Genomic DNA, 25,701 nt, shown 5'->3' with positions numbered 1-25,701 from the left:
CCTAACCCGTCGCGATGACCGACCTTCCCGCGACCGAGATCGAAGCCGCCGCCGAACTGGAGACGCTCGCCGCGCAGATCGCGTATCACAACGCGCGCTATCACACCGACGATGCGCCCGAGATCAGCGATGCGGAGTATGATGCGCTGGTGCGGCGCAATGCGGCGATCGAGGCTGCGTTTCCGGCTGCGGTTCGGAGCGATTCGCCGAGCCGGACGGTGGGTGCGGCGCCTGCGGGACACCTGGCGAAGGTCGCGCATGCCAAGGCGATGATGAGCCTCGACAACGCGTTCGCGGACGAGGAGGTCGAGGAGTTCGTCGCGCGCGTGCGCCGCTTCCTGAAGCTGGCGGAGGACGCGCCGGTGGCGCTGACCGCGGAGCCGAAGATCGACGGGCTGTCGTGTTCGCTGCGGTATGAGGACGGGCGGCTCGTGCAGGCGCTGACGCGGGGTGACGGACAGGTCGGCGAGGACGTCACCGCCAATGTCCGCACCATCAACGACATCCCGCAGACCTTGCAGGGTGAGGCCCCCGCGATCTTCGAGGTTCGGGGCGAGGTGTATATGGCGAAGGACGACTTTGCCGCGCTCAACGCGCGCCTTCTCGCCGAGGCGGAGGAGAGCGGCAAGGACGCGCGGCAGTTCGCCAACCCGCGCAATGCCGCCGCCGGATCGCTGCGCCAGAAGGACGCGAGCGTCACCGCGAGCCGGACGCTCCGGTTCCTCGCGCATGGCTGGGGCGAGGCGAGCGTCGTGCCGGGCGAAACGCAGGCCGAGGTCGTGGACACGCTGCGCGGCTGGGGCTTCCCGATCGCCGACGGGTTCGCGCGGGTCGAAGGGACAGCGGCGGCGCTCGATGTGTATCGGAAAATCGAAGCCGAGCGCGCCGACCTGCCCTTCGATATCGACGGCGTGGTCTACAAGGTCGACCGGCTCGACTGGCAGGCGCGGCTGGGCCAGGTCGCGAAAGCCCCACGCTGGGCGATCGCGCACAAATTTCCCGCCGAGCGCGCGCAGACATTGCTCGAAAAGATCGACATCCAGGTCGGGCGGACCGGCGCGATGACTCCGGTCGCGCGCCTCTCCCCCGTCACGGTCGGCGGCGTCGTCGTGACCAACGCGACGCTGCACAATGCCGACGAGATCGAGCGGCTCGGCGTGCGGCCTGGCGACCGCGTCCTCGTCCAGCGCGCCGGCGACGTGATCCCGCAGATCGTCGAGAACCTGACACCGGACGCGACGCGCGAAGCGTACGTCTTTCCCCACATTTGCCCCGAATGCGGGTCCGCCGCCGAGCGCGAGGAAGGCGAGGTCGTCTATCGCTGCACCGGCGGGCTTATCTGCCCGGCGCAGCGAGTCGAGCGGCTGATCCATTTCGCCTCGCGCCATGCGTTCGACATCGGCGGGCTCGGCCAAACGCTGATCGAAGCGTTCTTCCGTGACGGGCTGATCGAATCGCCCGCCGACATCTTCCGCCTGACCGAGGAACAGCTCGCCGCACGGAAGAAGGACGGGCGCGTGTGGGCGGCGAAGGTCATCGCGGCGATCGAGACCAAGCGGACGATCCCGCTCGACCGATTCCTGTTCTCGCTCGGCATCCGCCACGTGGGCGAGATTACCGCGCGCGACCTTGCGCGACGCTATGTCTCGGCAAAGGCGCTCGGTGCGGTACTGCGCCATGCCGTGTTCCTGCGCAGCCGGATCGAACCGGTGATCGGCGAACCCGAGCGGAAGTTCGTGCTCCGCCGCGACAAGCTGCTGGTCGGTGCGATCGAGACCGCTGGGATCGGCCCGGAGGTTGCGAGCGCGCTGATCGGCTTCTGCGCCGAACCGCACAACCGCCGAGTCGTGTTCGATCTGTTGCGCGAGGTGAAGCCCGCGGATGTGGTGCATGAGACGCGTGAGTCGCCGGTGACGGGGCAGATTCTGGTCTTCACCGGCAGCCTGGAAACACTCAGCCGCGACGAAGCCAAGGCGCAGGCGGAAGCCCTGGGCGCGCGAGTCGCGGCGTCGGTGTCGAGCAAAACCGGACTTGTGATCGCGGGACCGGGCGCGGGCTCGAAACTCAAGAAGGCGACCGAGCTCGGGATCCGCGTGATCACCGAGGCGGAGTGGGCGGAAATCGTCGCCGCGAGCTGAGCCTCGCGCTTAGTTTTCGATCGGTTCCATCGCGACAGAAACGGTTTCACTGCGTGGCTTTTTTGCAACGCGGCATGACCGAGTGTGTCTGTGACAATTGACGACTCGCCAATGTCACATATCCGAAATATTCCGCGTGCAGGGCCGGATTAACACGACATGAAGTCGCGAAATCCAGAGCCGAAGGCTCAAAAGGGGTATTACTGATGCGGAACAACCTTTTCCTGGGTGCGGCAGCGATTGCGCTGGTCGCACCGATGGCGGCCTCTGCGCAGGAGACGACGTCGTCGATCCGCGGCACCGTGACCTCCGCCGGCGCCCCTGTCGCTGGCGCTGACATCGTGATCACGAACACGCTGGCGGGCAGCCGCTCGACCGCGACGACCGACGCCTCGGGCGCGTTCAACGTCAACGGCCTGCGCGCCGGCGGTCCCTACACCGTGACGGTCAACGCAGCCGGCTATTCGTCCACGCAGGTCACCGACATCACCACGACCGTCGCCCAGGCGTTCGATGTTCCGATCGAACTGAATTCGGAAGCCGGTGGCGGCAACGAGATCGTCGTGACCGCAGCGCGCCTGCCCAACGCCCGCTCGATCTCACAGGGTCCGACGACCGTGCTGAACGCGGCGCAGATCGCCAACATTGCGACCGTCAACCGCGACATCCGCGACCTCGAGCGCCGCGATCCGTTCGCCCGCCTCGACGACAGCCCCTCGGGCGGCCGTTCGGTGTCGTTCGCCGGTCAGAACGCGCGCTACAACCGGTTCACCGTCGACGGCGTGTCGGTCAGCGACAATTTCGGCCTGAACAGCGATGGCCTTCCCAGCCGCCGCTCGCCGATTCCGCTCGATGCAATCGGCCAGTTCCAGGCGCAGGTCGCGCCGTACGACGTCCGCCAGGGCAATTTCCAGGGCGGCGCGGTCAACATCGTGCTGAAGTCGGGCACCAACGACTTCCATGGCACCGGCTTCTATTCGCAGTCGCGCGACGAGTTCGTCGGCAAGAAGACCAAGGACCTGAAGGTCAGCGTCCCCAATTTCAAGGTCGAGAATTTCGGCGCCGAGCTGTCGGGTCCGATCATCAAGGACAAGGTGTTCTTCATGGTCGCCGGCGAGCGCCTGCGCGGCGGTCGTCCGATCGCGGAAGGCCCGATCGACAACAACGTCGGCAACGGCGTTCCCGGCATCACCCAGTCGTCGGTCGACCAGATCAGCGCGCTCGCCAAGTCGGTCTATAATTACGACACCGGCGGCGTGCTGCGGAATCTCGGCGACAAGGACGACCGCGTCGTCGCGAAGATCGATGCGAACATCACCGACAGCCAGCGCCTGTCGCTGACCTACACCTACGCCAACGACGCGATCAACCTGCTGAACAACACGTTCCTCAACGCGCCGACCGGCCTCGGTCTCGCGTCGAACGCGTATATCCAGGGCAACCGGCTGCACACCGGCGTCGCGCAGTTGAACTCGAACTGGAGCGACAGCTTCTCGACCGAGGTCCGCGGGTTCTACAAGAACTACACGCGGATCCAGGATCCGGTGCTCGGCCGCGGCTTCGCGCAGTTCCGCGTCTGCACCAACCCGACTAACCCGACCGGCGGTTCGCTGACCGCATGCGATAACAACGCCGGCGTCGTGTCGTTCGGCCCGGACAGCTCGCGCCAGACCAACGCGCTCAAGACCGAGACCTGGGGCGGCCTGGCACAGGCGCGCCTAACGATGAACGACCACGACGTGCGGGTGTTCACCGAAATTTCCAGCGTCTCGATCTTCAACTCGTTCCTGCAGAACTCGTCGGGCAATTATTACTTCGACTCGATCGCCGACTTCCAGGCGCAGCGCGCGAACTCGATCGCGTATGGCAACGCGATCCCGTCGCTGGTGCCCGAGGATGCGGCCGCGAACTTCGGCTACCAGAGCTACACGTTCGGCGTGATGGACTCGTGGAAGGTCACGCCGACGCTGAATATCAGCTATGGCGCGCGCTACGACCTTTACGCGATGGACGACAATCCGGCGCTCAACACCGCGTTTGCAGCGCGCTATGCAAACGGGGCGATCGTCAACGGCAAGCGTGTCCAGATCGGTACCAACACCGCCAACATCTCGGGCTTCGGCCTGTTCCAGCCGCGTGCCGGGTTCGACTGGAAGCCTGCCAACCGCGTCAGCATCCGCGGCGGCGGCGGCATCTTCGGCGGCGGCACCCCCGACGTCTATGTGTCGAACAGCTTCTCCAACACCGGCGTGCTGAGCAACTCGGTCTCGATCAACCGCTCGGCGACCGGCTTCACCGGTGCGACCACCAACGCGGCGATCGGCAACGCCGCGCTCAACGGCGTAACGGGGACCAGCATCCCGACCGCGGTGAACACGCTGCTCACCAACGCCACGGTCTCGACCGCCTCGACGACCAACGCGCTCGATCCGAACTTCAAGATCCCGTCGCAGTGGCGTGCCACGCTGACCGGCGAATACACCGCCAACCTCGGGCCGCTCGGCGACAACTGGGTGTTCGGTGCGGACTTCCTGTATTCGAAGGTGCGCGAGCAGGTCTATTTCACCGACATCCGCTCGGTGCCGATCGCCGGTTCGCTGACGCCGGATGGCCGCCAGCGTTACCAGAACCTGATCGACGGCCCGAACAGCACCAACACAAACACCGACATCCTGTTGACCAACACCGACAAGGGCCGCGCCTACATCGCGGTCGCGCGGATCGACAAGACGTTTGACTTCGGTCTGAACATCAACGGCAGCTTCACCTATCAGGACGTCAAGGACGCGGCCCCCGCGACCTCGTCGACCGCCGGGTCGAACTATAGCAACGGCGCGTTCGTCGATCCGAACAACGTCGCCTATGGCATCTCGAACGACCAGGTTAAGTACTTCTTCAAGTACGGCGTGAACTACGACCACGCGTTCTTCGGTGATTACAAGACCACGTTCGCGCTGTTCGGCGAATCGCGTATCGGCCATCCGTTCAGCTACACGTTCCAGGATTTCGGCAGCAACCGTTCGTCGGTCTTCGGCACCACCGGCGTCAGCTCGGGCACCGGCACCGGCGGCAACCGCTATCTGATGTACGTCCCGACCGTGAACGATCCGCGCGTGTCCTATAGCAGCACCGCGGTGGAGAATGCGGTAAACGCGTTCATCGACGCCTCGGGCCTAGCCAAGTACCGCGGCAAGGTTGCTCCGCGTAACGCCTTCCACTCGAAGTGGTTCACGCGTCTCGACCTTCACGTGGCGCAGGAAATCCCGACGTTCCTGGGCGGATCGCGCGTGACGATCTTCGCCGACATCGAGAACTTCACCAACTTTTTGAACAAGAACTGGGGTCAGCAGCGCGAATACGCGTTCCCGTACAACACCGCGGTCGTCCGCGTTCAGTGCCTGACGGCGCCGACCGCGACCGGCGCGTCGATCGCCGGCGTCACTGCGGCCACGGCCGGTCAGGGTTGTGCGCAGTACCGCTACTCGCCGGCGGGCGGCAGTGCGTCGTTCTCGACGCCGACCGACCAGATCTACGTCAACCAGTCGCTCTACTCGATCCGTATCGGTGCACGCTTCACGTTCTGATCCGCGTCTTACGGGTGAAATTGACGAGGCCGCCGCTTCCCACCGGAAGCGGCGGCCTTTTTTGTGCGAATGGTGCCGCTCCTGATGGCGACCGATCGGCAGGCGGCCGAGGCGACGCAGCAGCGGAGGATGGACAGACGATCTTCCGCCAACCGATCGCCTGGTTTTGCGTGGGCTAGCGTCGGCGTGTAAGAGCCGTTGCCATCATGGCCACGCTCCCCGTCCCTGCCCCGCCGACCGGACCCAACACGCACGGATCGAGCGCGGCCGGATCCGTCCGTAGCACCCGTCCGCTGCCCTTCACCGCGCGGCCGTTCTTCGAGAATAAAAGCCGTGCGTTCTGGACGTTGCAGGCGGTCGGGTGGAGCGGATACCTGCTGCTGCGCGGCGTCGTGTCGATCTCGAACGGGGTGACGCTCGACGTGGTGATCCCGGTGATCGTCGAGGCGATCCTGGGCTATTGCATCACGCTGCTGCTCTCGACCTTCTACGGGATGTACCGGCAGCTGCCGCGGCTGGTCGGGATATTCCTGACGATCGCGACGCTGGCGGCGGCGACCTTCCTGTACGCGGTGCTCGACGCGTTCACCTTCTCGTTCATCGCCAGCGCAACGCCCGGCGTGACGCTGGGCCGGCTGCTGGTGTCGATCTACATCACCTTCACCGTGCTGTTCGGCTGGTCGGCGCTGTATTTCGGGATCAATTTCTACCTGATCGTCGAGGCGCAGATCGACCAGATGGAGCATCTCGAGAACCAGGCCTCGACCGCGCAGCTGGCGATGCTGCGCTATCAGTTGAACCCGCATTTCCTGTTCAACACGCTCAACTCGATCTCGACGCTGGTGCTTCTGAAGCAGACCGAGCGGGCGAATGCGATGCTGAGCCGGCTGTCGTCGTTCCTCCGCTATACGCTGGCGAACGAACCCACCGCGCACGTCACCGTCGCGCAGGAGGTGGACCAGCTGAAGCTGTATCTCGAGATCGAGAAGATGCGCTTCGAGGATCGGATGCGGCCGAAGTTCGAGATCGACCCCCGCGCCGAACGTGCGCGCCTGCCGTCGCTGCTGCTGCAACCGCTGGTCGAGAACGCGATCAAATATGCCGTCACGCCGCAAGAGGAAGGCGCCGAAATCCGCGTCGAAGTGCGCCTTGCCGGGGAACGGGTGCAGATCGCCGTATCCGATACCGGTCCGGGCTTGATCGAGGGCCGGATCAGTTCAAGCCATTCGACCGGCGTGGGGCTCGCTAATATTAGAGACAGGTTGGCTCAGGCATACGGCCCCGACCACCGTTTCGAAACCCGCTCCACGCCGGCTGGCGGCTTCTCGGTGGAAATCGAGATACCGTATCAGCTGGAAGACGTGAACAGAGAGGCCGCATGACCATCCGTACCATTCTCGTCGACGACGAGCCGCTGGCGATCCAGGGGCTGGAACTCCGCCTCCAGGCGCATGAAGACGTCGAGATCATCGAAAAATGCTCGAACGGCCGCGAGGCCATTCGTGCGATCAAGACGCACAAGCCCGACCTCGTCTTCCTCGATATCCAGATGCCGGGGTTCGACGGGTTCTCCGTCGTGCAGGGCCTGATGGAGGTCGAGCCGCCGTTGTTCGTGTTCGTCACCGCGTATTCGGACCATGCCTTGCGCGCGTTCGAGGCGCAGGCGGTCGATTACCTGATGAAGCCGGTCGAGGAATCGCGACTGGCCGACACGATCGAGCGGGTTCGCCAGCGTTTGAGCGAGAAGCGCGGTGTCGAGGAGGTCGATCGGTTGCGCGAAGTGCTCGCCGATGTCGCGCCGGATGCGGCGGCGGACATGCCGGACGGCGATGCCGTGTCGTCGAACCGGTTCGAGAAGCTCATCAACATCAAGGATCGCGGGCAGATCTTCCGCGTCGATGTCGATACGATCGAGCGGATCGACGCTGCCGGCGATTATATGTGCATCTATACCGGCGATAACACGCTGATTTTGCGCGAGACGATGAAGGATCTGGAGAAGCGGCTGGATCCGCGGCGGTTCCAGCGGGTGCATCGGTCGACGATCGTGAACCTGGATCTGGTGAAGCAGGTTAAGCCGCATACCAATGGGGAATGCTTCCTGGTGCTGAATTCGGGTGCGAGCGTAAAGGTCTCGCGGTCGTACCGTGATGTGGTCGCGCGGTTCGTTCATTGAGGTAAGGGGGCCTTCCCCTTATCCTAGTCCCCTTCCCGTCATCCTGACGAAAGTCAGGATCCAGAGCCATTGAGGGCAACGCCCGTTACTCTGGATCCTGACTTTCGTCAGGATGACGGACGCGGGGGGAGCTGTGGTTGGCGCGAGCTTCGTATGCGCGTCCTTCCACGTCCGTCCTTGCCGATCGAGGTCCCGACTTTCGTCGGGATGACGGGGGTGCGCTCCCTTAGCGGGCGCTTCCCCCGTTTCCCGTGGCCATTAACCAGTCCCTAAACCCCGCGGCCTAGAGCGGGGGGATGAAGACGTCGGGTTACGGCCTTTATCCGCATGCGCTGATCAGCCTGCCCGCTCTGGTGATGGCGACGTCGTGCGTGCCGGCGGATCGGCCGGCGACGATCGCTCGGGTTCAGCCGGAGCGTAACTCACGCGCGCTGCTGAGTCGGATGGCGCTGCATGTGCCGGACGACATCTCCGCAAAGATCGCGACGGCCGCACCTGATGCGCCGTTTGCGGCTGCGGCGCCGTTCGTTGCCCCGCCCTTTTTGACCTCGAACTCTGTCGATGACGCTCGCCGTGCGGCCGACTGCCTGACCGCCGCCGTGTATTACGAGGCGCGGTCGCAGTCGGAGGATGGGCAGCGGGCGGTGGCGCAGGTGGTGCTGAACCGGGTGCGCGACCGGGCCTTTCCGAACAGCGTTTGCGGGGTCGTGTATCAGGGGTCCGAGCGGCGGACCGGGTGCCAGTTCAGCTTCACGTGCGACGGCTCGATGAACCGTGCGCGAGAGCCGGGGGCTTGGGATCGGGCGCGGGCGGTGGCCAGCGCGGCGCTTGGGGGGAGCGTGTATGCGCCGGTCGGGGCGGCGACGTCGTTTCATACGACCAGCATCCTGCCGTGGTGGGCTTCGAGCCTGGCGCGGATCACGACGGTGGGGGCGCATGTGTTCTATCGCTGGCAGGGGGCGTTGGAACGGGCGCTGACGTTTCGGCAGGCTTATGCTGGGGTCGAGCCTGGGGTTCGGGGTGTTGGTTTGGCGAGCGGTGGTGGCGTGGCGGCGGTTGCGGCGCAGGTTGCTGGCGTTTCGGTGCATTATGGTAACCGGGAAGACGTTGCGGACTCAAGTGCGGAAACGGCCGATGCGCCGCATGGGGTGACGGTGCACCGGGGGGTGTCGCGCTCTGGCTCTACGATGGCGGGTGCGGCGATCGTGCCTACGCGGCTGGTTTCTGGGGTGCGGGTTCATGTCGGTGGGCGGGCGTCTGCGATGATCGGCAGTGGTAACGCCGCCGACGCGGTAGTGTCGGACGAAACCTGATAGCTCCCTCCCCTTTTGGGGAGGGTCGGGGTGGGGCACTGCCCCGAGCAACACGTTCGCGGACAAGCCCCACCCCAGCCCTCCCCTAAAGGGGAGGGAGTTTTAGAGGTTCCCGATTCCAATACCTGCACCACCCCGGCGAAGGCCGGGGCCCAGTTGGGCTACGTTGCCAACTGCGAACCGCGCTTCGTTACGACCACCTTTACAACTGGGCCCCGGCCTCCGCCGGGATGGTGGCCTCTTTCGGGGTAGTGGCCTCTGCCGGGGTGGTGGCCTTTCGATGCGGTGGTCTTCTATCGATGACGGACCGGCGCTCGATCCTCCCCCGCAAGGGGGAGGTGGCTGGCGCTTGCCAGACGGAGGGGGAGGCATGCGAAACGTTTGTTGCGTGGTCCTCCCCCTCCGTCGCCTTCGGCGCCACCTCCCCCTGGCGGGGGAGGATCGAGAGCGCATCGACTTGGGAATCTGGCCGCAAGCGCCCCCCTACCCCTCCCCTCGCAAAACCATGCTGCATCTGCTAACGGGACGCGCATGCTGAACCTGAACAATATCACGGTGCGCCTGGGCGGACGCGTTATCCTCGATGGCGCCACCGCCGCGTTGCCGCCGGGCTCGCGCGTCGGGCTGATCGGGCGCAACGGCGCGGGCAAGTCGACGATGGTGCGCGTGATCGCGGGGCAGTTGGAGCCGGACGATGGCTCGGCCGACATGCCGAAGGGCGCGCGGATCGGGTATCTCGCGCAGGAAGCGCCGCACGGCGTGAAGACTCCGTTCGAGACCGTGCTCGAAGCCGATCTGGAGCGTGCCGCGCTGATGATCGAGAGTGAGACAAGCGAGGATCCCGACCGGCTCGGCGACGTGTACGAGCGGCTGATCGCGATCGACGCCTACACCGCGCCCGCACGCGCCGCGCAGATCCTGCTCGGGCTCGGGTTCGACGAGGACATGCAGGCGCGCACGCTCGACAGCTTTTCGGGTGGTTGGAAGATGCGCGTGGCGCTCGCCGCTTTGCTGTTCTCTCAGCCGGACCTGCTGCTGCTCGACGAGCCTTCGAACCATCTCGATCTCGAAGCGGTGATGTGGCTCGAGGATTTTCTCAAGGGCTACAAGGCGACGATCGTGGTGGTCAGCCACGAGCGCGATTTCCTCAACAACGTGGTCGACCACATCCTGCATCTGCAGGGCGGCAAGATCACGCTGTATCCGGGCGGCTATGACGCGTTCGAGCGGCAGCGCGCCGAGCGCCTCGCGCAGATCGAGGCGGCGCGCGCCAACCAGGCGGTCCAGCGCGAGAAGCTGCAGGAGTATATCGCCAAGAATTCCGCGCGCGCCTCGACCGCGAAGCAGGCGCAGTCGCGACAGAAGATGCTGTCGAAGATGCAGCCGATCGCCGAAAGCTATAACGATCCGACGCTGTCGTTCGGCTTCCCCAACCCGACCGAGCTGCGGCCGCCTTTGATCACGCTCGACATGGCGACGGTGGGCTATGCCGACGTGCCGATTCTGAAGCGGCTCAACATGCGGCTCGATCCCGACGACCGGGTCGCGCTGCTCGGGCGCAACGGCAACGGCAAGACCACGCTCGCGCGGCTGCTGGCGGCGCAGTTGACGCCGATGGACGGCGAAATGTCGTCGTCGGGCAAGATGAAGGTCGGGTATTTCACGCAGTATCAAGTCGAGGAACTCGATCCGACCGATTCGCCGATCGAGCATATGTCGCACCTGATGAAGGGCGCGACCCCGGCCGCGGTGCGCGCGCAATTGGGGCGGTTCGGCTTCTCGGGCGACAAGGCGACGACTCGGGTCGGCAAGCTGTCGGGTGGCGAGCGGGCGCGTCTGGCGCTCGCGCTGATCACGCGCGATGCGCCGCATCTGCTGATCCTCGATGAGCCTACCAACCATCTCGACGTCGATGCGCGCGAGGCTCTGGTGCAGGCGCTCAATGCGTACACTGGCGCCGTGGTGCTGGTCAGCCATGACCGGCACATGCTGGAGCTGACCGCGGACCGGCTCGTGCTGGTCGACGACGGGACGGCGAAGGAATTCGACGGCAGCCTCGACGACTATATCGCGTTCGTCCTGAAGGGCGATGGCGGCAAGGGCGATGCGGCGTCGAAGGCGGACAAGAAGGCCGGCAAGAAGGCTGCGGCCGAGGCGAAGAGCAACGACGCGGCGTTGCGGAAAGCTCTGCGCGAGATCGAGGAGCAGACCGCGAAGTTCACCAAGGAGCGCAATGCTCTGGATCGCGCGATGGTCGATCCGGCGAATGCGGAGCCGCGGTTCTCGCGGATGTCGATGGGGGACCTGAGCAAGCGTCGCGCTGAGGTGCATGCGAAGCTCGAGGCTAGCGAGGCGAAGTGGCTGGAGGCTAGCGAGGCGCTGGAGGGCGTGGAGGCTTAAGCGGACAAGACCACTAGCTAGCTCCGGGAAGGCGAAAGCCGCCCAAATGCCTCCGTCATGCCGGACTTGTTCCGGCATCCACGGAGCCGCACGATCGATAGATTTTGGTTTGCGGCACGGTGGACCCCGGAACAAGTCCGGGGTGACGGGTTGGCTCAGCCCTCAGCTTCGTCCGTCGCCGCCGGACGCTCGAACCAGGCCTCGACCGGGCCGACCAGCTTCAGCGTCAGCGGGTTGCCGTTGCGGTCGACCTTCTTGCCGAGCGCGACTCGGATCCAGCCTTCCGAGATGCAATATTCCTCGACGTCGTGGCGCACCTTGTCCTTGAAGCGGATGCCGATGCCGCGCTCCAGCAGCTCCTGCTGGAAGAACGGGCTGCGCTGGTTGATCGACAGGCGATCGGGGGGCGTGTCGCCGGTTGCGGCCGGGGTGGCGGCGGCTTCGGTCTCGGGCGTGTTGGGCGTATCGGTCATGGTCGCGCGTCTAGCGGCAAGCACCGGGCGCGCGCCACAAAAAAGGCACCTGACGAAAAAGCGGCGCCGGGATTGCTCCCGACGCCGCCTGTCGATCTTGTGGTCGGATCAGTTGCAGACCCGCACCGAAACCCGGTCGCCATAATAGGGGTCGACCCGCCATTCGTTCCAGCACCGCGGCGCATAATAGGTCGCCACCGGTGCCTCGTAATAGACCCGCGGGGGCGGCGGGGGCGCGTCGTAATAGCCGCGGTCGTAATAGCGCGGCCGGTTGCTGCTGGCGATCGCTGCACCGACGCCGAGGCCGAGGATACCGCCGAGCACCGCTGCGCCCGCGACATTGCCGCCGCCACGATGGTGGTAGCCGCCCCAGCCGCCGCCGTAGCCACGGCCATACCCACCCCAGCGCTGCGCATCGGCCGGTGCGGCGGCAGTAAGTGCCGTAGCCGCCAAAGCGACGCCCAAACCTGCCTTCTTGAAAAACCCGTTCATCTTCCGAACTCCGTTACTAGTTACGCCCGGTCCGCTTGGGACAAACGCATAAGTGTCCGACCGTGTTTCAGGATTTAGGCGATTCGGTCTGAACTGGTTCGGAACGGCTTGTTAACCCACGGTATAGCTGGAGCAGTCCCGGGCGGGGACGTTGCCGGCGCGGCAGGCCGGGCATTGTTCACGAATATCGGATAGGGTGCGGCGATGCGCAGGATGATGACGACGCGAGCGATCGCCTTTGGCGTGCTCGGCGGGAGTGCGGTGCTGATCGGGGGGCTGGCCTTGTCCGGGTCGCCGGTGAAGGTGCGGGCGGTCGAGGCGCCTGCTCGGGTGGCTCAGGTCGCTGTGCCGGTTGCGAAGGCGGCGCCGCAGCCCGTTGCGGTCGCTGCCGAGGACCCGGCCGACGCGTATGTCGTGAAGCGGGTGCTGAACGTGCCGGAGCCTTTGCGGCATGGCGCGTATTACTGGGATACCGAGGGTGTGCCCGAGGGGCCGATCGTGATCACGATCGATCTGGTGGCGCAGACCTTGTCGATCTTTCGCAGCGGGTACGAGATCGGGACGGCGGCCGTGATCTATGGCGCGGACGAGAAGCCGACCCCGCTGGGCGTGTTCAAGATCACGCAGAAGGACGCGCATCATGTGTCGAACCTGTACGGGGCGCCGATGCCTTACATGATGCGGCTGACCAATGATGGGGTTTCGATCCATGGCAGTAAGCTGATGGATGGGAAGTACGCTACGCATGGATGCGTTGGGGTGCCTACGGCGTTTGCGAAGCTGATCTTCGAGCAGGTCAAGCTGGGGGATCGGGTGATCGTTACGAGTGGCGAGATGTTGACGCGGGGTGGGCGGATTACTGCTGCCTGAGGGTGGGCGGTTTTGGGTCGTGGTGCGGGGTGATGCCGCGGATCGTCTCCTCCGTCATCCTGACGAAAGTCAGGATCCAGGGCCACGAAGGTTGCCAGCTGTTACTCTGGATCCTGACTTTCGTCAGGATGACGGTAGCGCGCATGATCGCTACCGCGTCGACTGCTGCTTCGTGCCGCCCTTCCCCCCATAACCAACGTCCGTCATCCCCGCGCAGGCGGGGATCCATATCCTCAGACGTCCGCAAGTTACCCGTTAGGCTAGCCAATATGGGTTCCCGCCTTCGCGGGAATGACGGCGTGTGGCTGGGTGATCGAATCGGGCCAAGCAAACGAAAAAGGCCGGAGGTTTCCCCCCGGCCCTTCTGCATTTCCTAGCCAGTGCGACACGGCAAAGCCGCGTCGTCGGACCTCGCCTGAGCGAGGCCGGCCGAGCTTGTAAGCTTGGCCGGCCTCGCCGTGCCAGGCTTACGCGCTTTGCTTAGCCCGGCTCGCGCGCTTGCGCTCATTGGCGTCCAGGAAGCGCTTGCGCAGGCGGATCGACTTCGGCGTGACTTCGACCATCTCGTCGTCGTCGATGTACGCGATCGCCTGCTCCAGCGTCGCGCGCTTTGGCGGGGACAGGCGGACCTGGTCGTCCTTGCCGCCCGAGGCGCGGAAGTTGGTCAGCGCCTTGGTCTTCATCGGGTTGACCTCGAGGTCGTCCGGCTTGGCGTTCTCGCCGACGATCATGCCCTCATAGAGAGCCTCGCCGTGGCCCACGAACAGGATGCCGCGTTCTTCGAGCGGGCCCAGTGCGTAGTTGTTCGCCTCGCCCGAACCGTTCGAGATCAGCACGCCGTTCTTGCGGCCCTCGATCGCGCCCTTGTGCGGACCGTATTTCTCGAACAGCCGGTTCATGATCCCCGTGCCGCGCGTGTCGGACAGGAACTCGCCATGATAGCCGATCATCCCACGGCTCGGTGCCGAGAAGGTGATGCGGGTCTTGCCGCCGGTCGACGGACGCATGTCGGTCAGCTCGGCCTTACGCGTGTTCATCTTCTCGACGACGGTGCCCGAATGCTCCTCGTCGACGTCGATGATGACGGTCTCGTACGGCTCGGTCTTCTTGCCGTTCTCGTCTTCGCCGAACAGCACGCGCGGGCGCGAGATGCCGAGTTCGAAGCCCTCGCGGCGCATCGTCTCGATCAGTACGCCCAGCTGAAGCTCGCCGCGGCCGGCGACTTCGAAGCTGTCCTTGTCGGCCGCCTCGGTCACCTTAACGGCAACGTTCGACTCGGCTTCGCGGAACAGGCGCTCGCGGATCATGCGCGACGTCACCTTGGTGCCCTCGCGGCCCGCCATCGGCGAATCGTTCACGGCAAAACGCATCGACAGCGTGGGGGGATCGATCGGCTGCGCGTGCAGCGGCTCGGTCACCGTGATGTCGGCGATCGTGTCGGCCACGGTCGCAACCGAAAGCCCGGCGAGCGAGATGATGTCGCCGGCCTTGGCTTCGTCGACCGGCACGCGGTCGAGCCCGCGGAACGACATGATCTTCGAGGCGCGACCCGTCTCGATGATCTTGCCGTCGTTGTTCAGCGCGTGGATCGGCTGGTTGGTCTTCACGGTACCCGAATTGACGCGGCCGGTGAGGACGCGGCCGAGGAACGGATCGCGGTCGAGCAGCGTGACGAGGAAGGTGAACGGCACACCGGCGACTTCCACGGCGGGCGGCGGCACGTGCTTCACGATCGTCTCGAACATCGGGATCAGCGTGCCTTCGCGCGCGTCCATGTCGGTCGAGGCATAGCCATTGCGACCCGATGCGTAGAGCACGGGGAAGTCGAGCTGGTCGTCGTTCGCGTCGAGCGACACGAACAGGTCGAACACTTCGTCGAGCACTTCCTGGATGCGCGCGTCGTTGCGATCGACCTTGTTGACGACGACGATCGGCTTGAGACCGAGCGCAAGAGCCTTGCCGGTGACAAACTTGGTCTGCGGCATCGCGCCTTCCGACGAATCGACCAGCAGGACGACGCCGTCGACCATCGACAGGATGCGCTCGACTTCGCCGCCGAAATCGGCGTGGCCGGGCGTGTCGACGATGTTGATGCGGATGCTCTCGGTTTCGCCGGGAGGGGTCCAGTCGACCGAGGTCGGCTTGGCGAGAATGGTGATGCCACGCTCTTTTTCGAGGTCGTTCGAATCCATTGCGCGCTCTTCGACGCGCTGGTTGTCGCGGAAGGTGCCGGACTGGCGGAAGAGCTGGTCGACCAGCGTCGTCTTGCCGTGATCGACGTGCGCAATGATCGCCACGTTGCGGAGGCTCATGAATGTATTCTCTTAATCGAGGAACGGGGTTGGCGCGCGCCATAGCGTAATTGTTGCGCCGCGGGAAGAGTGGGCGGTATTTGGGCACCTACGAGCCCTCCCGTCATCCTGACGAAAGTCGGGACCCAGGGTGCCAGGACGCAGCTCTTCTTGGCTCTGGGTCCTGACTTTCGTCAGGATGACGGAGCGCTCGTCAAGATGACGGAGTGCGACGCTTGTATGTTCCGGCGGCGAGAATAGCACGGGGATCGCGGACCGCCAGCATTGCCCTTAGCGCGGCGTGTTTGTCGGGTGCGGCGGCATAGTAACGCTGCCAGATCCTCAGCCCCATCCAATAGCCGAGTTCGGGCGGCCAGCCGGCGGGCGGCGTGGAGTAGTTGCCGATCCAGCGGGCGTAGGCCTTGGCTTCGGGCGAGCCTTCTTCCGGGTCGTCCTTGTCGGTGAGCTTGCGGGTGAGCGCGATGTCGGCCTGCATCTGGCGCCAGAGTTCGGCTTCGCGAGGGGTGGCCCAGGCGGCGCGGGCGGCGTCGGGCTCCTCGCCGGTGACGAGTTGCGCGATGAAGTCGGCCGCGCCCTCCACGAGGATCGCGGTGAGCAGGGGGTCGCGGGCGAGCGTCATTCCGGCGTCCTGCTGGAAGGAGTGCACCGTCTCGTGTGCGAAAAAATGGCGGAGCGTCTGGCGGAGCTTGTCCGGGGTTGGCGACATGCGGCAAAGCACTTCGAGGCCGAGCACCTGCGCGCCGGGCTTGGCGGTGCCACCGGACGTGTTCGCGCCGAAGACTATATAGACTTGTGGGAGCTTCACATCGGGGAGCGCGCCGTGGAGGCCGAGATAGATCGACCGGAGATCGGCGGTCGCAGCCTTGGCGGCGGGGAGACAGGTCTTGATCGCCTGTGCATACCGCGTCGGGTTGGCGGCAATGGCGCGCGCGAGATTGTCCGCGTCGACGATCCGGCCGGGGGTGAAGACGCCGATGCCGAAGCTGCCCTTGTCGAGATACTCGCGCTTGAGTTGCGCGGCGGTGGGTTTGCCCTTTGTTTTGGCGAAGAGGGTCGCGAAGCGGTCGGCGTCTTCGGTGTGGATCGTGGCGGTTAGTGGGTCGGCTGGTGGGGGACGATTCGTGGCGACCGCGGGGATGAGGGCGAGCGCGAGGATCAGCGGGCGGAGCATGGTGTAGAGTATCGCGTGTTTGCGGGGACGCCAGAGCGGATATTACGATCCTCCCCCGCCAGGGGGAGGTGTCGCCGAAGGGGACGGAGGGGGAGGACACGGAGCAGAGGTTGGCGCGTGCCGCCCCCTCCGGCAGGCAAGAGCCTGCCACCTCCCCCTTGCGGGGGAGAATCGTGAGGTGGCGGCGATCGGAAAGCCACTTACACACCACCCCGGCGGAGGCCGGGGCCCAGTTGGAAAGGTGGCAGTAACGACGTGCCGCGATCCATTAGCAACGTCCCCCAACTGGGCCCCGGCCTTCGCCGGGGTGGCGGCCGAAGCTTGAGGGGCACTTATGATCGAGTAGCCCGTCTCGGATTCCCCCACCTGATACTTTGCTTCGCCCCCTACCACCCACTCCGTCACCCCGGACCTGTTCCGGGGTCCACGGTTCCGCGCACTCTATAGACGGCGAGCGCGCGGAACCGTGGATGCCGGAACAAGCCCGGCATGACGGGGGACCTCAGAACCCCTCCAGCACGATCTTCCCCTTGGCCGTATGGCTCTCGATCCGCTTGTGCGCTCGCCGCAAATTCGCCGCGTCGATCGTCCCGAAATTCTCCGCGAGCGTCGTCCGGATCGTCCCCGCATCGACCAACGCCGCGACCTCGTCGAGCAACCGCCCCTGCTCGCCCATATCCGGCGTCTGGAATAGCGAGCGCGTGTACATCAGCTCCCAGTGGACCGAAATCGACTTCTGCTTCAGCGGCGCGATGTCGAGAGTCTTGGGGTCGTCGATTAGCGCGAGGCGGCCCTGCGGCGCGAGCAGCGTGGCGATCTCGGCGATGTGCTCGTCCGTATGCGTCGTCGAGAACACATAGGCCGGCGCGCCGAGCCCGAGTGCCTCGACCTCTGCGGCAAGCGGCTTGCGGTGATCGATCACGTGATGCGTGCCGAGATCCTCGACCCAGCCCCGCGTCTCGTCGCGCGAGGCGGTGGCGATGATCGTCAGGTCCGTGAGCTTGCGGGCGAGCTGAATCGTGATCGACCCTACCCCGCCGGCACCGCCGATGATCAGAATCGCGTTGGCCGCACCGGGGACGGGTTTGCGCACGTCGAGCCGGTCGAACAGCGTCTCCCACGCGGTAATTGAGGTGAGCGGGAGCGCCGCCGCCTGCGCCCAATCCAGCGACTGCGGCTTGTGTCCCACGATGCGCTCGTCGACGAGGTGATATTCCGAATTGGTGCCGGGCCGGTCGATCGCGCCGGCGTAGAATACCGCGTCGCCGACCGCGAACCGGGTCACGTTCGGGCCGACCCCGACGACCACGCCCGAGGCGTCCCAGCCGAGCACCTGCGGCTCGCCGTTGGGATCCGTGCGACGCTGGCGGATCTTGGTGTCGACCGGGTTGACCGAAACCGCCTTCACCTCGACCAGCAGGTCGCGGCCGTTCGCTTCGGGCTTGGGGAGGTCGAGATCGACGAGCGACTGCGGATCGTCGATCGGGAGCGACTGGGTATAGCCGATGGCGCGCATGCTGGAACTCCTGTGATGTGGTTGCCAAGCTGTCCATGCGTCCCATCGGTTTCAAGGCGCGCTTGGCAAGTCCGGTGTGTTATCTATATACGCCACTTGAACGCGGGGCGGGTTGCAGCCACGATGCCCCACCGAACGGAGATTGACGCATGGCGACGACACCCGAAACGCTGACCGACGAGCCAGGCCTGGTTCTGACCCCGCCCGATCCCGTGCCCACGGTTGCCCCTGCCAAGGCCGCCGGCCTCGTCCCCGTCGATGCCGGCGTGAAGTCGCAGCTGGAGGAGCGCGTGTCGGGCTTCGTCACCGATCTCGTCGCGCAGGACGTCAATTCGCCGGAGTTCGGAAAGCGCGTCGACGCGATCACCGCGATGGGCGCGAAGGAAATCCGCGACGCCGCCGGCCAGTCGAACCGCTTCCTCGATCGCCCGGTCAAGGCGATGGATCAGGAGACCGGTGTCGGCAAGGATCTCGCCGAGCTGCGCCGCGTCGTCGAGGATCTCGATCCCGGCAAGAAGGGCAACCTCACCGCGCCGCAGAAGCTGTTCGGGATCATCCCGTTCGGTGGCAAGATGCGCAATTATTTCGACGGCTATAAATCGTCGCAGACGCACATCGCGCAGATCCTGAAGAGCCTCGGTTCGGGCAAGGACGAACTGCTGATGGACAATGCCGCGATCGATACCGAGCGCGCGAATTTGTGGGCGGCGATGGGGCGGCTCGAGCAGATGATCCATCTGTCGAAGACGATGGACGCCAAGCTGGAGGACGTCGCCAACGACCTCGATCACACCGATCCCGCCAAGGCGAAGGCGATCCGCGAGACGGCGCTGTTCTACACGCGCCAGCGCACGCAGGACCTGCTGACGCAGATGGCGGTGACCGTGCAGGGCTATCTGGCGCTCGATCTGGTCAAGAAGAACAATGTCGAGCTGGTGAAGGGCGTCGATCGCGCCTCGACCACGACCGTGTCCGCGCTGCGCACTGCGGTGACGGTGGCGCAGGCGCTGACCAACCAGAAACTGGTGCTGGAGCAGATCACCGCGCTCAACACGACGACCGCGAACATCATCGATTCGACCGGCAAGCTGCTCAAATCGCAGACCGCGCAGATCCACGAACAGGCCGCGTCGGCGACGATCCCGCTGGAGACGCTGCAACGCGCGTTCCAGAACATCTACGACACGATGGACGCGATCGACGTGTTCAAGCTGAAGGCGCTCGACTCGATGAAGGTGACCGTCGGCGCGCTGTCGAACGAGGTCGATAAGTCCCGTGGCTATATCGCGCGGGCTGAAGGCGCGACGCAAGGCAAGCTCGGCGGACCTTCCGCCAGCCCGTTCAAGCTGGAGGCGATGTAACCCTCGTGAGCGAAGTCGACGACGCCATCGCCAGCGCCCGCGCCTCGTGGTCGCGCATTTCCGACGACCGGACAAGCACCGTCATCGCACGCTCGCCATCGCGGGGACGGGCACGACAGACGCAGGCGATCGGCAAGCGGCTGACCCGGATCGCGGTCGCCGACGTGTCGATCCTGATCGCGGCGATGGTGATCGGCTGGATCGTGCCGCTCGGGATCGGCGGCGCGATGCTGGTCATGGCGCTTTTGGTGGCAGCAACGGTTCTGTTCGCGGTCTGGCCGGCGGAACGCGCGCCGACGCCCGAGCGCCTCGCGGCGGTCGACATCCGTGCCCTCCCCGCGCAGACCGAACGCTGGCTCGAAGCGCAGCGCCCCGCCCTCCCCGCACCGGCGATGACGCTGGTCGACCGGATCGGCCTGCGCCTCGAAACGCTGACGCCGCAGCTCGCGACGCTCGACGCGAACACGCAGGAAGCGGTCGACGTGCGCAAACTGATCGGCGAACAACTCCCCGCCTTCGTCAAGGGTTACGAGAAGGTCCCAGCGTCGCTTCGCACCACGCCGCGAAACGGCCGCACGCCCGATGCCGAACTGGTCGACGGCCTGAAGCTGATCGAACAGGAGATCGGCGAAATGACCGCGCGGCTGGCGCAGAGCGACCTCGACAATCTGTCGACCCGCGGCCGCTTCCTGGAGATGAAGTACAAGGAGTGAGCGGGTGAAGCGTACCCGGCTCAGCGTCTGCCGACGAAAGGCGCGCTTCATGTCAGAAGCGGACGCGCTCGTCGTCGCACAGACCGGGCGCGTACCGCTTAGGACGTATCGGTGCGACCGGTGCCTGCACTTCCATCTTACCAGCCGGACCAAGGGCAAATCGGTGAGCGTCGTAAGTCGGGTATCGTAATCCGATCACAGTTCCCAGCCGTGGATCTGGATCCAAAACACCACCGTTCACGAAGCGCGTCGAAGCGTTCGGGGTCAGCCGTTTCTTACGATCCGCAACGACGACGGGGAACGAGGCTCCCCATACTCGTCCGTCCTGCGCCGAGGATGCCGCACGCCTTGTCACGGATATAGGCCTCGTGCGCCGGCGTGAACTTGCCACCATCCTGCTTCAGCAACATCGCAGCCTCGATTCGGAGCGCTATCGCCTGGTCCATCTTGCGCGCGCGCATCGTCGGCGTCTCCGTTGACCCGAAATGGCCAAGTCCTTCGATGGACGACTGGTACGTACTGTAATTGGGCGAATTCATCCCAACGCCGTCGATCGTCGTCTGGGCGCTGGCAGGCATGGTCACCATGGCTGCTACTATGACGCCGACTATCCTGATCATGGTTTACACTCCGCGCGGCATCGATCTCGGTTCACATATGTGGGAACTATCGGTCTTAGAAACGCCGTCTTGCAACGAAATAATCGATTGGTGCATCAAAATCGATCAAATGAATCCTGAACTCGGAGAGCCCCGCCGATAATCCATCCAGAGTTACGCGCTACACATGGCGATCTGCAGACGAAGCAGGATAGCCGCGACTGGTCACCCCTGCAGCAACGATTGCGCACGATCGGCCAGCCGCTCGACTGCGGCCACATGTATTCCCGGCGTAGACGTCAGCACGCCGAACGCTTGTGGCCGTGGCTTGTTGAACACCAACGGCGCCCCCAATGCATCGCTCACCACGGCACCCGCTTCGCTCGCGATCAGGACAGCGGCGGCGATGTCCCATTCGTTGCCCCAGCGGAGGGTGGCTACGAGGTCGGCTTCGTCGGCGGCTACCATGGCTATGCGGAGGGCGATCGAGTTGGGTTTGTGGACCATGACCAGGTCGCGGTCGGCTTTGGGGAGCGCGTCGACGGGGGTGCGGCTGCCGGGGAAGTCGGTGCGGTTGCCGGCCTTCAGCATGACGCCATTGCGGGTCGCGCCCTGCCCGGCGACGGCGCGCCAGTGTTCGCCGCGGGTCGGGGCGTCTAGAATGCCAATCACCGGGCGGCCCCGGTCGACCAAGCCGATCGAGACGCACCAGCCGGGGCGTGCGCGGATATAGTCGCGCGTTCCGTCGATCGGGTCGACGACCCAGAGCAGGTCGTGCGCGAGGCGGTCGGCATTGTCGGCGGTTTCCTCGGACAGCCAGCCGGCTTCGGGGAGCAACGTCGACAGGCGGGACTTGAGCATCCGGTCGATCGCGATGTCGAGTTCGCAGACCGGGCTGCCGGGAGTCTTTTCCCAGCGCTGGAAATCGGTGTCGAAGCGGTCGTGCGCCATCGCGCCGGCCTCCATGGCGATCGTCGCGACGGCGTCGGCCATAGCGCGCAGCCATTCGGGCGACCGTTCCGGCCCGCGGCGGCGCCGGTCAGCCACTCGCCACCGTCATGCCCTCCACGCGCAAGGTCGGCACGTTGACGCCGTAGCGGAATTCGAGATCGTTGGCGGGGGTCATCGCGAGGAACATATCCTTGACGTTGCCGGCGATCGTGAACTCGGCGACCGGCGCGGTGATCTGGCCGTTCTCGATGCGGAAGCCCGCCGCGCCACGGCTGTAGTCGCCGGTCACGCCGTTCGCGCCGCCGCCCATGAGTTCGGTGACGTAGACGCCCGATTCGATGTCGGCGATCAGCGTTTCGAGCGGCACATGGCCCGGCTCCATGAACACGTTGCTGGTCGATACGCCGGGCCCGCCACCGACACCGCGCGCGGCGTGGCCGGTCGGTTCGAGGCCGAGCTGGCGCGCCGAGGCGGAGTCGAGCAACCAGCGTTCGAGCATACCGTTCTCGATGATGTCGCTCGGCGAGACGGGCAGGCCTTCGCCATCGAACGGGCGCGAGCGCAGGCCGTGCGGGCGGTGCGGATCGTCGCGGATGGTGATGCCGTGCGCGAAGACCTGGCTGCCGAGCGAATCGAGCAGGAAGCTGGTCTTCCGCGTGATCGCCTGGCCGGAGATCGCGCCGAGCATGTGGCCGACCAGCGATCCGCCGACGCGGCGGTCGTAGACGATCGTGGTCGGTCCGCTGACGAGGCGGCCGGGGTTGAGCCGGGCGACGGCCTGCTCGCCGGCGCGGCGGCCGATTGCTTCGGGCGATTCGAGATGCGCGCGGAGGCGGGCGCTGCTGTGCGCATAATCGCGCTGCATGGCGCCGCCCTCTCCGGCGAGCACGCTGGCCGAAACCCCGTAACCGGTCGCGGTATAGGCGCCGGCGAAGCCGTGGCTGGTGGCGAGCGCCCAGACGCTGCGCGAGGCGCTGGCGCCGCCGCCTTCGCTGTTCGAGACGCCGGGGACAGCGCGGGCTGCATCCTCGGCTTCGAGCGCTGCATCGCGGAGTTGTTCAGGGCTGACCTCGCCGCCGTCGTCGAGGCCGAGCATGGGCGGCGCGCCGTGGAGCAGGCGATCCTGCGGAGCGAGCCCGGCCCAAGGGTCTTCGGGAGCTTCACGTGCCATCGCGACCGCGCGTTCGACCAGCGCGTCCATCGCGGCGGTCGACAGGTCCGAGGTGGAGACGCTGGCGGAGCGCTGGCCGACGAACACGCGCAGGCCGAGGTCTTCGCTTTCGGAGCGGCCGATATCCTCGAGTTTGCCGAGGCGGATCGACACGTCGAGCGCGGCGTCGGCGGCAAAGACCGCGTCGGCGGCGTCGGCGCCCGCCGCCCTCGCGCGCTGGACGATGTCGTGGGCGCGGTCGCGAGCTTGGTCTGAAGTCAGCATAGCAGCGACTTAAGGATGCAGGCTCGTGCCGACAACCACGCAGGCGAGGAACATCAGCAGTCCGGCGAAACGGTTCGATCGGAAGCGCGCAAGTGCGGCGGTGCCTGCTTCGGGACTGGTGCCCGGTCTGAGGGTGGCGACTTGCCAGCCGAGATGGAGCGCGGCGGGGGCGAGCGCGGCGATGGCGAGCGGATCGGGCCGGACGGTCCAGAACGCCGCGGCCCATAAGGCGACGGCGACGACGTAGAAGGTCCCGACGCCGGCCTTCACATGCGTGCCCATGCGGAGCGCGGACGAGCGGATGCCGATCATCGCGTCGTCCTCGCGGTCCTGCAGCGCGTAGATCGTGTCGTAGCCGATCACCCAGGCGATCGACCCGGCGTAGAGCAGCCACATCGGCGTATCGAGCGCACCAGCGATGTCGCTCCAGCCGACCAGCAGCGCCCAAGAAAAGACGATGCCCAGCCATGCCTGCGGCCACCAGGTGATGCGCTTCATGAACGGGTAGGCGGCGACCGGCGCGAGGCTGGCGAGTGCGACGATCGCGGCGAGGAACGTCAGTTGGAGCAGGACGACGAAGCCGATCAGGCAGAGCGCGACCAGCCAGACCCAGGCGAGCGTCATCGACACCAGGCCGCTCGGGATCGGCCGGGCGCGGGTGCGCGCGACCTGCGCGTCGAGATCGCGGTCGACGATGTCATTGAATACACAGCCGGCGCCGCGCATCGCGATGCTGCCGAGGAGGAGCCAGAGGATCAGGTCCCAGCGCGCCACCGCTCCACCGGCGAGCGCGACGCCCCAGGCGCCGGGCCAGAACAACAGCCACCAGCCGATCGGGCGATCGAACCGCGCGAGCAATGCCAGACCGCGCAGTGTCGGCGGGAGAAGGCCGACGAGACCGCGATGCTCGCTGTCGGGGACGATTTCCGCGTGGCTCGGCTTGGTCTGCATGGCGGAGGCGTAGGAAGACGGGGTTTGGCGCGCAAGCCTTTGCCGGCTAGGGTCGAAGGAGTGGCGCGTTCGGACCCTCTCGCATGATCGGCCTGTCGGTCGCGGTCGGCCGCTTTGTCGAAGCGCTGTTCTGGGGGATCTTCCGCGTCGCCGGGGCGGTCGCGGGGGTTTTGATCCTTGGCGTGGTGATTGTGGTTGTGGCTTGGGTGGTAGCTCGAAAGATGTGGGCGCGGCGGAAACGGTGAACGCCGCTGCCAGCAAAGGCGCATCCTCAAATCCTCCCCGGCACGGGGAGGGGGACCGTTCGCCATCGGCGAAGGGTGGAGGAGGATCGCCGCGTGCGTGACGCCGGCGGTGAAAGACCGCCGCGCGGGCGTCGGAACGGCAAGACCTGACGCGAGTGTAACGTTTGCGCAAGCCCCCCTCCACCAGCTGCGCTGGTCCCCCTCCCCGTGCCGGGGAGGATTTGCTAGGGCCGCGCTTATGCCTGCAACCCCAGCCTGGCCGCCGCAGTCCACGCCGCGCCTCTTTGTCGATACGCCGCTTGTCGTCGGTCCGCTCCACGTCGATGGGCCGGCGGCGCATTATCTCGTTGGCGTGATGCGGATGAAGGTCGGCGATCCGGTGAAGCTGTTCGACGATCGGACCGGCGAATGGCTCGGGGTGGCGTCGAGCGTCGGCAAGCGCGACCTGACGCTCGACGTCACCGAACTGCTGCGGCCGCGCGAGGACGTGCCCGATCTGTGGCTGTGCGCCGCGCCGCTCAAAAAGGGCCGGGTCGACTGGATGGCTGAGAAAGCGTGCGAGCTTGGCGTCGCGCGGCTGGTCCCGGTGGTCACGCGGCGGACGATCGTCGACAAGCCCAATACCGAGCGGCTGCGCACGCAGATGATCGAGGCGGCCGAGCAATGCGGGCGCACCGCGTTGCCCGAGGTCGCCGAGCCGGTGAAGCTGGCGGCGTTGCTCCGCGACTGGCCGCAGGATCGTGCGCTGTTCTTCGCCGATGAGACGGGCGGCGTGCCCGCACTGGAGGCGATGCGCGCGCGACCCGGACCGGCGGCGATCCTGATCGGCCCGGAAGGCGGCTTCGACGCGGACGAGCGCGAGGCGATTCGTTCGCATCCGGGCGCGGTGGGGATCGGACTGGGACCGCGCATTCTCCGCGCGGAAACCGCGGCCGGCGCGGCGGTCGCGCTGTGGATGGCGGCGGCGGGCGACTGGTCGCGCGACTGGGCGGGCGACTGAA

The 25,701-nt window shown here is 65.9% G+C and carries 20 protein-coding genes; 11 read left to right on the top strand and 9 right to left on the bottom strand.

Translation table 11 applies throughout. The features are described from left to right. Positions 1–14 precede the first annotated feature (14 nt). The 6 genes from ligA to ACLBWL_RS04495 all read left to right on the top strand — a co-directional run bounded on the left by ligA (position 15) and on the right by ACLBWL_RS04495 (position 11,611). A complete protein-coding gene (ligA, locus tag ACLBWL_RS04520; RefSeq protein WP_447790604.1) occupies positions 15–2,138 on the top strand; it encodes an NAD-dependent DNA ligase LigA in 2,124 nt (707 codons plus the stop codon). A 206-nt stretch (positions 2,139–2,344) separates the two neighbouring features. Then, entirely contained in the window at positions 2,345–5,722 is a 3,378-nt protein-coding gene (locus tag ACLBWL_RS04515; protein WP_447790602.1) for a TonB-dependent receptor, read from the top strand. Positions 5,723–5,928: 206 nt separating this feature from the next. Continuing rightward, on the top strand, positions 5,929–7,104 hold the full coding sequence (locus tag ACLBWL_RS04510; RefSeq protein ID WP_447790600.1) for a sensor histidine kinase: 1,176 nt from the start codon (positions 5,929–5,931) through the stop codon (positions 7,102–7,104). Beyond that, a complete protein-coding gene (locus ACLBWL_RS04505; RefSeq protein WP_447790598.1) occupies positions 7,101–7,898 on the top strand; it encodes a LytR/AlgR family response regulator transcription factor in 798 nt (265 codons plus the stop codon). Before ACLBWL_RS04510 ends, ACLBWL_RS04505 begins: the two co-directional genes overlap by 4 nt. 296 nt (positions 7,899–8,194) lie before the next feature. Then, complete coding sequence (locus tag ACLBWL_RS04500) at positions 8,195–9,211, top strand: cell wall hydrolase (RefSeq protein ID WP_447790596.1); 1,017 nt, start codon at positions 8,195–8,197, stop codon at positions 9,209–9,211. Between the two features lie 531 nt (positions 9,212–9,742). Further along, positions 9,743–11,611 carry an ABC-F family ATP-binding cassette domain-containing protein gene (locus ACLBWL_RS04495; protein WP_056051982.1) on the top strand — a complete coding sequence of 623 codons (1,869 nt, stop codon included), beginning with the start codon at positions 9,743–9,745 and terminating at the stop codon, positions 11,609–11,611. Positions 11,612–11,766: 155 nt separating this feature from the next. Here the strand turns inward: ACLBWL_RS04495 and ACLBWL_RS04490 are convergent, their stop codons facing one another. After that, positions 11,767–12,084, bottom strand: coding sequence for a DUF3297 family protein (locus ACLBWL_RS04490; RefSeq protein WP_447790594.1), 318 nt, complete (start codon positions 12,082–12,084; stop codon positions 11,767–11,769). A gap of 108 nt (positions 12,085–12,192) precedes the next feature. Beyond that, on the bottom strand, positions 12,193–12,576 hold the full coding sequence (locus tag ACLBWL_RS04485; RefSeq protein WP_056051987.1) for a hypothetical protein: 384 nt from the start codon (positions 12,574–12,576) through the stop codon (positions 12,193–12,195). A gap of 204 nt (positions 12,577–12,780) precedes the next feature. Between ACLBWL_RS04485 and ACLBWL_RS04480 the strand changes: the two genes are divergently transcribed. Next, entirely contained in the window at positions 12,781–13,446 is a 666-nt protein-coding gene (locus ACLBWL_RS04480; RefSeq protein WP_447790592.1) for a L,D-transpeptidase family protein, read from the top strand. Between the two features lie 467 nt (positions 13,447–13,913). Here the strand turns inward: ACLBWL_RS04480 and typA are convergent, their stop codons facing one another. The 3 genes from typA to ACLBWL_RS04465 form a co-directional block, all read right to left on the bottom strand. Next, a complete protein-coding gene (gene typA / locus ACLBWL_RS04475; protein WP_447790590.1) occupies positions 13,914–15,758 on the bottom strand; it encodes a translational GTPase TypA in 1,845 nt (614 codons plus the stop codon). A gap of 193 nt (positions 15,759–15,951) precedes the next feature. Further along, a complete protein-coding gene (locus ACLBWL_RS04470) occupies positions 15,952–16,929 on the bottom strand; it encodes a DUF2268 domain-containing putative Zn-dependent protease (RefSeq protein WP_447790588.1) in 978 nt (325 codons plus the stop codon). Between the two features lie 502 nt (positions 16,930–17,431). Beyond that, on the bottom strand, positions 17,432–18,445 hold the full coding sequence (locus ACLBWL_RS04465) for a zinc-binding alcohol dehydrogenase family protein (RefSeq protein WP_447790586.1): 1,014 nt from the start codon (positions 18,443–18,445) through the stop codon (positions 17,432–17,434). Positions 18,446–18,594: 149 nt separating this feature from the next. Here ACLBWL_RS04465 and ACLBWL_RS04460 point away from each other — a divergent pair, with 149 nt between their 5' ends. Together ACLBWL_RS04460 and ACLBWL_RS04455 are read left to right on the top strand one after the other, a co-directional pair. Beyond that, positions 18,595–19,806 (top strand): toxic anion resistance protein, encoded by a 1,212-nt coding sequence (locus ACLBWL_RS04460; protein ID WP_447790584.1) that lies wholly within the window; start codon positions 18,595–18,597, stop codon positions 19,804–19,806. A gap of 5 nt (positions 19,807–19,811) precedes the next feature. Then, positions 19,812–20,519, top strand: a complete 708-nt coding sequence (locus ACLBWL_RS04455; protein ID WP_447790582.1) for a hypothetical protein — start codon at positions 19,812–19,814, stop codon at positions 20,517–20,519. Between the two features lie 275 nt (positions 20,520–20,794). Here the strand turns inward: ACLBWL_RS04455 and ACLBWL_RS04450 are convergent, their stop codons facing one another. From ACLBWL_RS04450 to ubiA, 4 genes are all read right to left on the bottom strand, one after another. Further along, entirely contained in the window at positions 20,795–21,139 is a 345-nt protein-coding gene (locus tag ACLBWL_RS04450) for a hypothetical protein (RefSeq protein WP_447790580.1), read from the bottom strand. 204 nt (positions 21,140–21,343) lie between these two features. After that, entirely contained in the window at positions 21,344–22,111 is a 768-nt protein-coding gene (locus ACLBWL_RS04445) for a 3'(2'),5'-bisphosphate nucleotidase CysQ (protein ID WP_447790578.1), read from the bottom strand. Between the two features lie 46 nt (positions 22,112–22,157). Next, on the bottom strand, positions 22,158–23,504 hold the full coding sequence (locus tag ACLBWL_RS04440) for a TldD/PmbA family protein (RefSeq protein ID WP_447790576.1): 1,347 nt from the start codon (positions 23,502–23,504) through the stop codon (positions 22,158–22,160). 9 nt (positions 23,505–23,513) lie between these two features. Further along, entirely contained in the window at positions 23,514–24,455 is a 942-nt protein-coding gene (gene ubiA / locus ACLBWL_RS04435) for a 4-hydroxybenzoate octaprenyltransferase (RefSeq protein WP_447790574.1), read from the bottom strand. 83 nt (positions 24,456–24,538) lie between these two features. Between ubiA and ACLBWL_RS04430 the strand changes: the two genes are divergently transcribed. Then, complete coding sequence (locus ACLBWL_RS04430) at positions 24,539–24,700, top strand: hypothetical protein (protein ID WP_447790572.1); 162 nt, start codon at positions 24,539–24,541, stop codon at positions 24,698–24,700. 238 nt (positions 24,701–24,938) lie between these two features. Beyond that, complete coding sequence (locus ACLBWL_RS04425) at positions 24,939–25,700, top strand: 16S rRNA (uracil(1498)-N(3))-methyltransferase (RefSeq protein WP_447790570.1); 762 nt, start codon at positions 24,939–24,941, stop codon at positions 25,698–25,700. Position 25,701 lies beyond the last annotated feature (1 nt).

Source organism: Sphingomonas sp. M1A8_2b (assembly GCF_053345535.1).
The sequence above is the reverse complement of the archived record's forward strand: the minus strand, read 5'-3'. Positions and strand labels throughout refer to the sequence as shown.

Excerpts from the sequence above, each read along its gene's own strand:
- ubiA (WP_447790574.1), bottom strand. The coding sequence starts at position 24,455 with ATGCAGACCAAGCCGAGCCACGCGGAAATCGTCCCCGACAGCGAGCAT.
- ACLBWL_RS04495 (WP_056051982.1), top strand. The coding sequence starts at position 9,743 with ATGCTGAACCTGAACAATATCACGGTGCGCCTGGGCGGACGCGTTATC.
- ACLBWL_RS04440 (WP_447790576.1), bottom strand. The coding sequence starts at position 23,504 with ATGCTGACTTCAGACCAAGCTCGCGACCGCGCCCACGACATCGTCCAG.
- ACLBWL_RS04445 (WP_447790578.1), bottom strand. The coding sequence starts at position 22,111 with ATGGCCGACGCCGTCGCGACGATCGCCATGGAGGCCGGCGCGATGGCG.
- ACLBWL_RS04470 (WP_447790588.1), bottom strand. The coding sequence starts at position 16,929 with ATGCTCCGCCCGCTGATCCTCGCGCTCGCCCTCATCCCCGCGGTCGCC.
- ACLBWL_RS04425 (WP_447790570.1), top strand. The coding sequence starts at position 24,939 with ATGCCTGCAACCCCAGCCTGGCCGCCGCAGTCCACGCCGCGCCTCTTT.
- ACLBWL_RS04430 (WP_447790572.1), top strand. The coding sequence starts at position 24,539 with ATGATCGGCCTGTCGGTCGCGGTCGGCCGCTTTGTCGAAGCGCTGTTC.
- ACLBWL_RS04465 (WP_447790586.1), bottom strand. The coding sequence starts at position 18,445 with ATGCGCGCCATCGGCTATACCCAGTCGCTCCCGATCGACGATCCGCAG.
- ACLBWL_RS04515 (WP_447790602.1), top strand. The coding sequence starts at position 2,345 with ATGCGGAACAACCTTTTCCTGGGTGCGGCAGCGATTGCGCTGGTCGCA.
- ligA (WP_447790604.1), top strand. The coding sequence starts at position 15 with ATGACCGACCTTCCCGCGACCGAGATCGAAGCCGCCGCCGAACTGGAG.
- ACLBWL_RS04505 (WP_447790598.1), top strand. The coding sequence starts at position 7,101 with ATGACCATCCGTACCATTCTCGTCGACGACGAGCCGCTGGCGATCCAG.
- ACLBWL_RS04500 (WP_447790596.1), top strand. The coding sequence starts at position 8,195 with ATGAAGACGTCGGGTTACGGCCTTTATCCGCATGCGCTGATCAGCCTG.
- ACLBWL_RS04485 (WP_056051987.1), bottom strand. The coding sequence starts at position 12,576 with ATGAACGGGTTTTTCAAGAAGGCAGGTTTGGGCGTCGCTTTGGCGGCT.
- ACLBWL_RS04460 (WP_447790584.1), top strand. The coding sequence starts at position 18,595 with ATGGCGACGACACCCGAAACGCTGACCGACGAGCCAGGCCTGGTTCTG.
- ACLBWL_RS04510 (WP_447790600.1), top strand. The coding sequence starts at position 5,929 with ATGGCCACGCTCCCCGTCCCTGCCCCGCCGACCGGACCCAACACGCAC.
- typA (WP_447790590.1), bottom strand. The coding sequence starts at position 15,758 with ATGAGCCTCCGCAACGTGGCGATCATTGCGCACGTCGATCACGGCAAG.
- ACLBWL_RS04480 (WP_447790592.1), top strand. The coding sequence starts at position 12,781 with ATGCGCAGGATGATGACGACGCGAGCGATCGCCTTTGGCGTGCTCGGC.
- ACLBWL_RS04450 (WP_447790580.1), bottom strand. The coding sequence starts at position 21,139 with ATGATCAGGATAGTCGGCGTCATAGTAGCAGCCATGGTGACCATGCCT.
- ACLBWL_RS04490 (WP_447790594.1), bottom strand. The coding sequence starts at position 12,084 with ATGACCGATACGCCCAACACGCCCGAGACCGAAGCCGCCGCCACCCCG.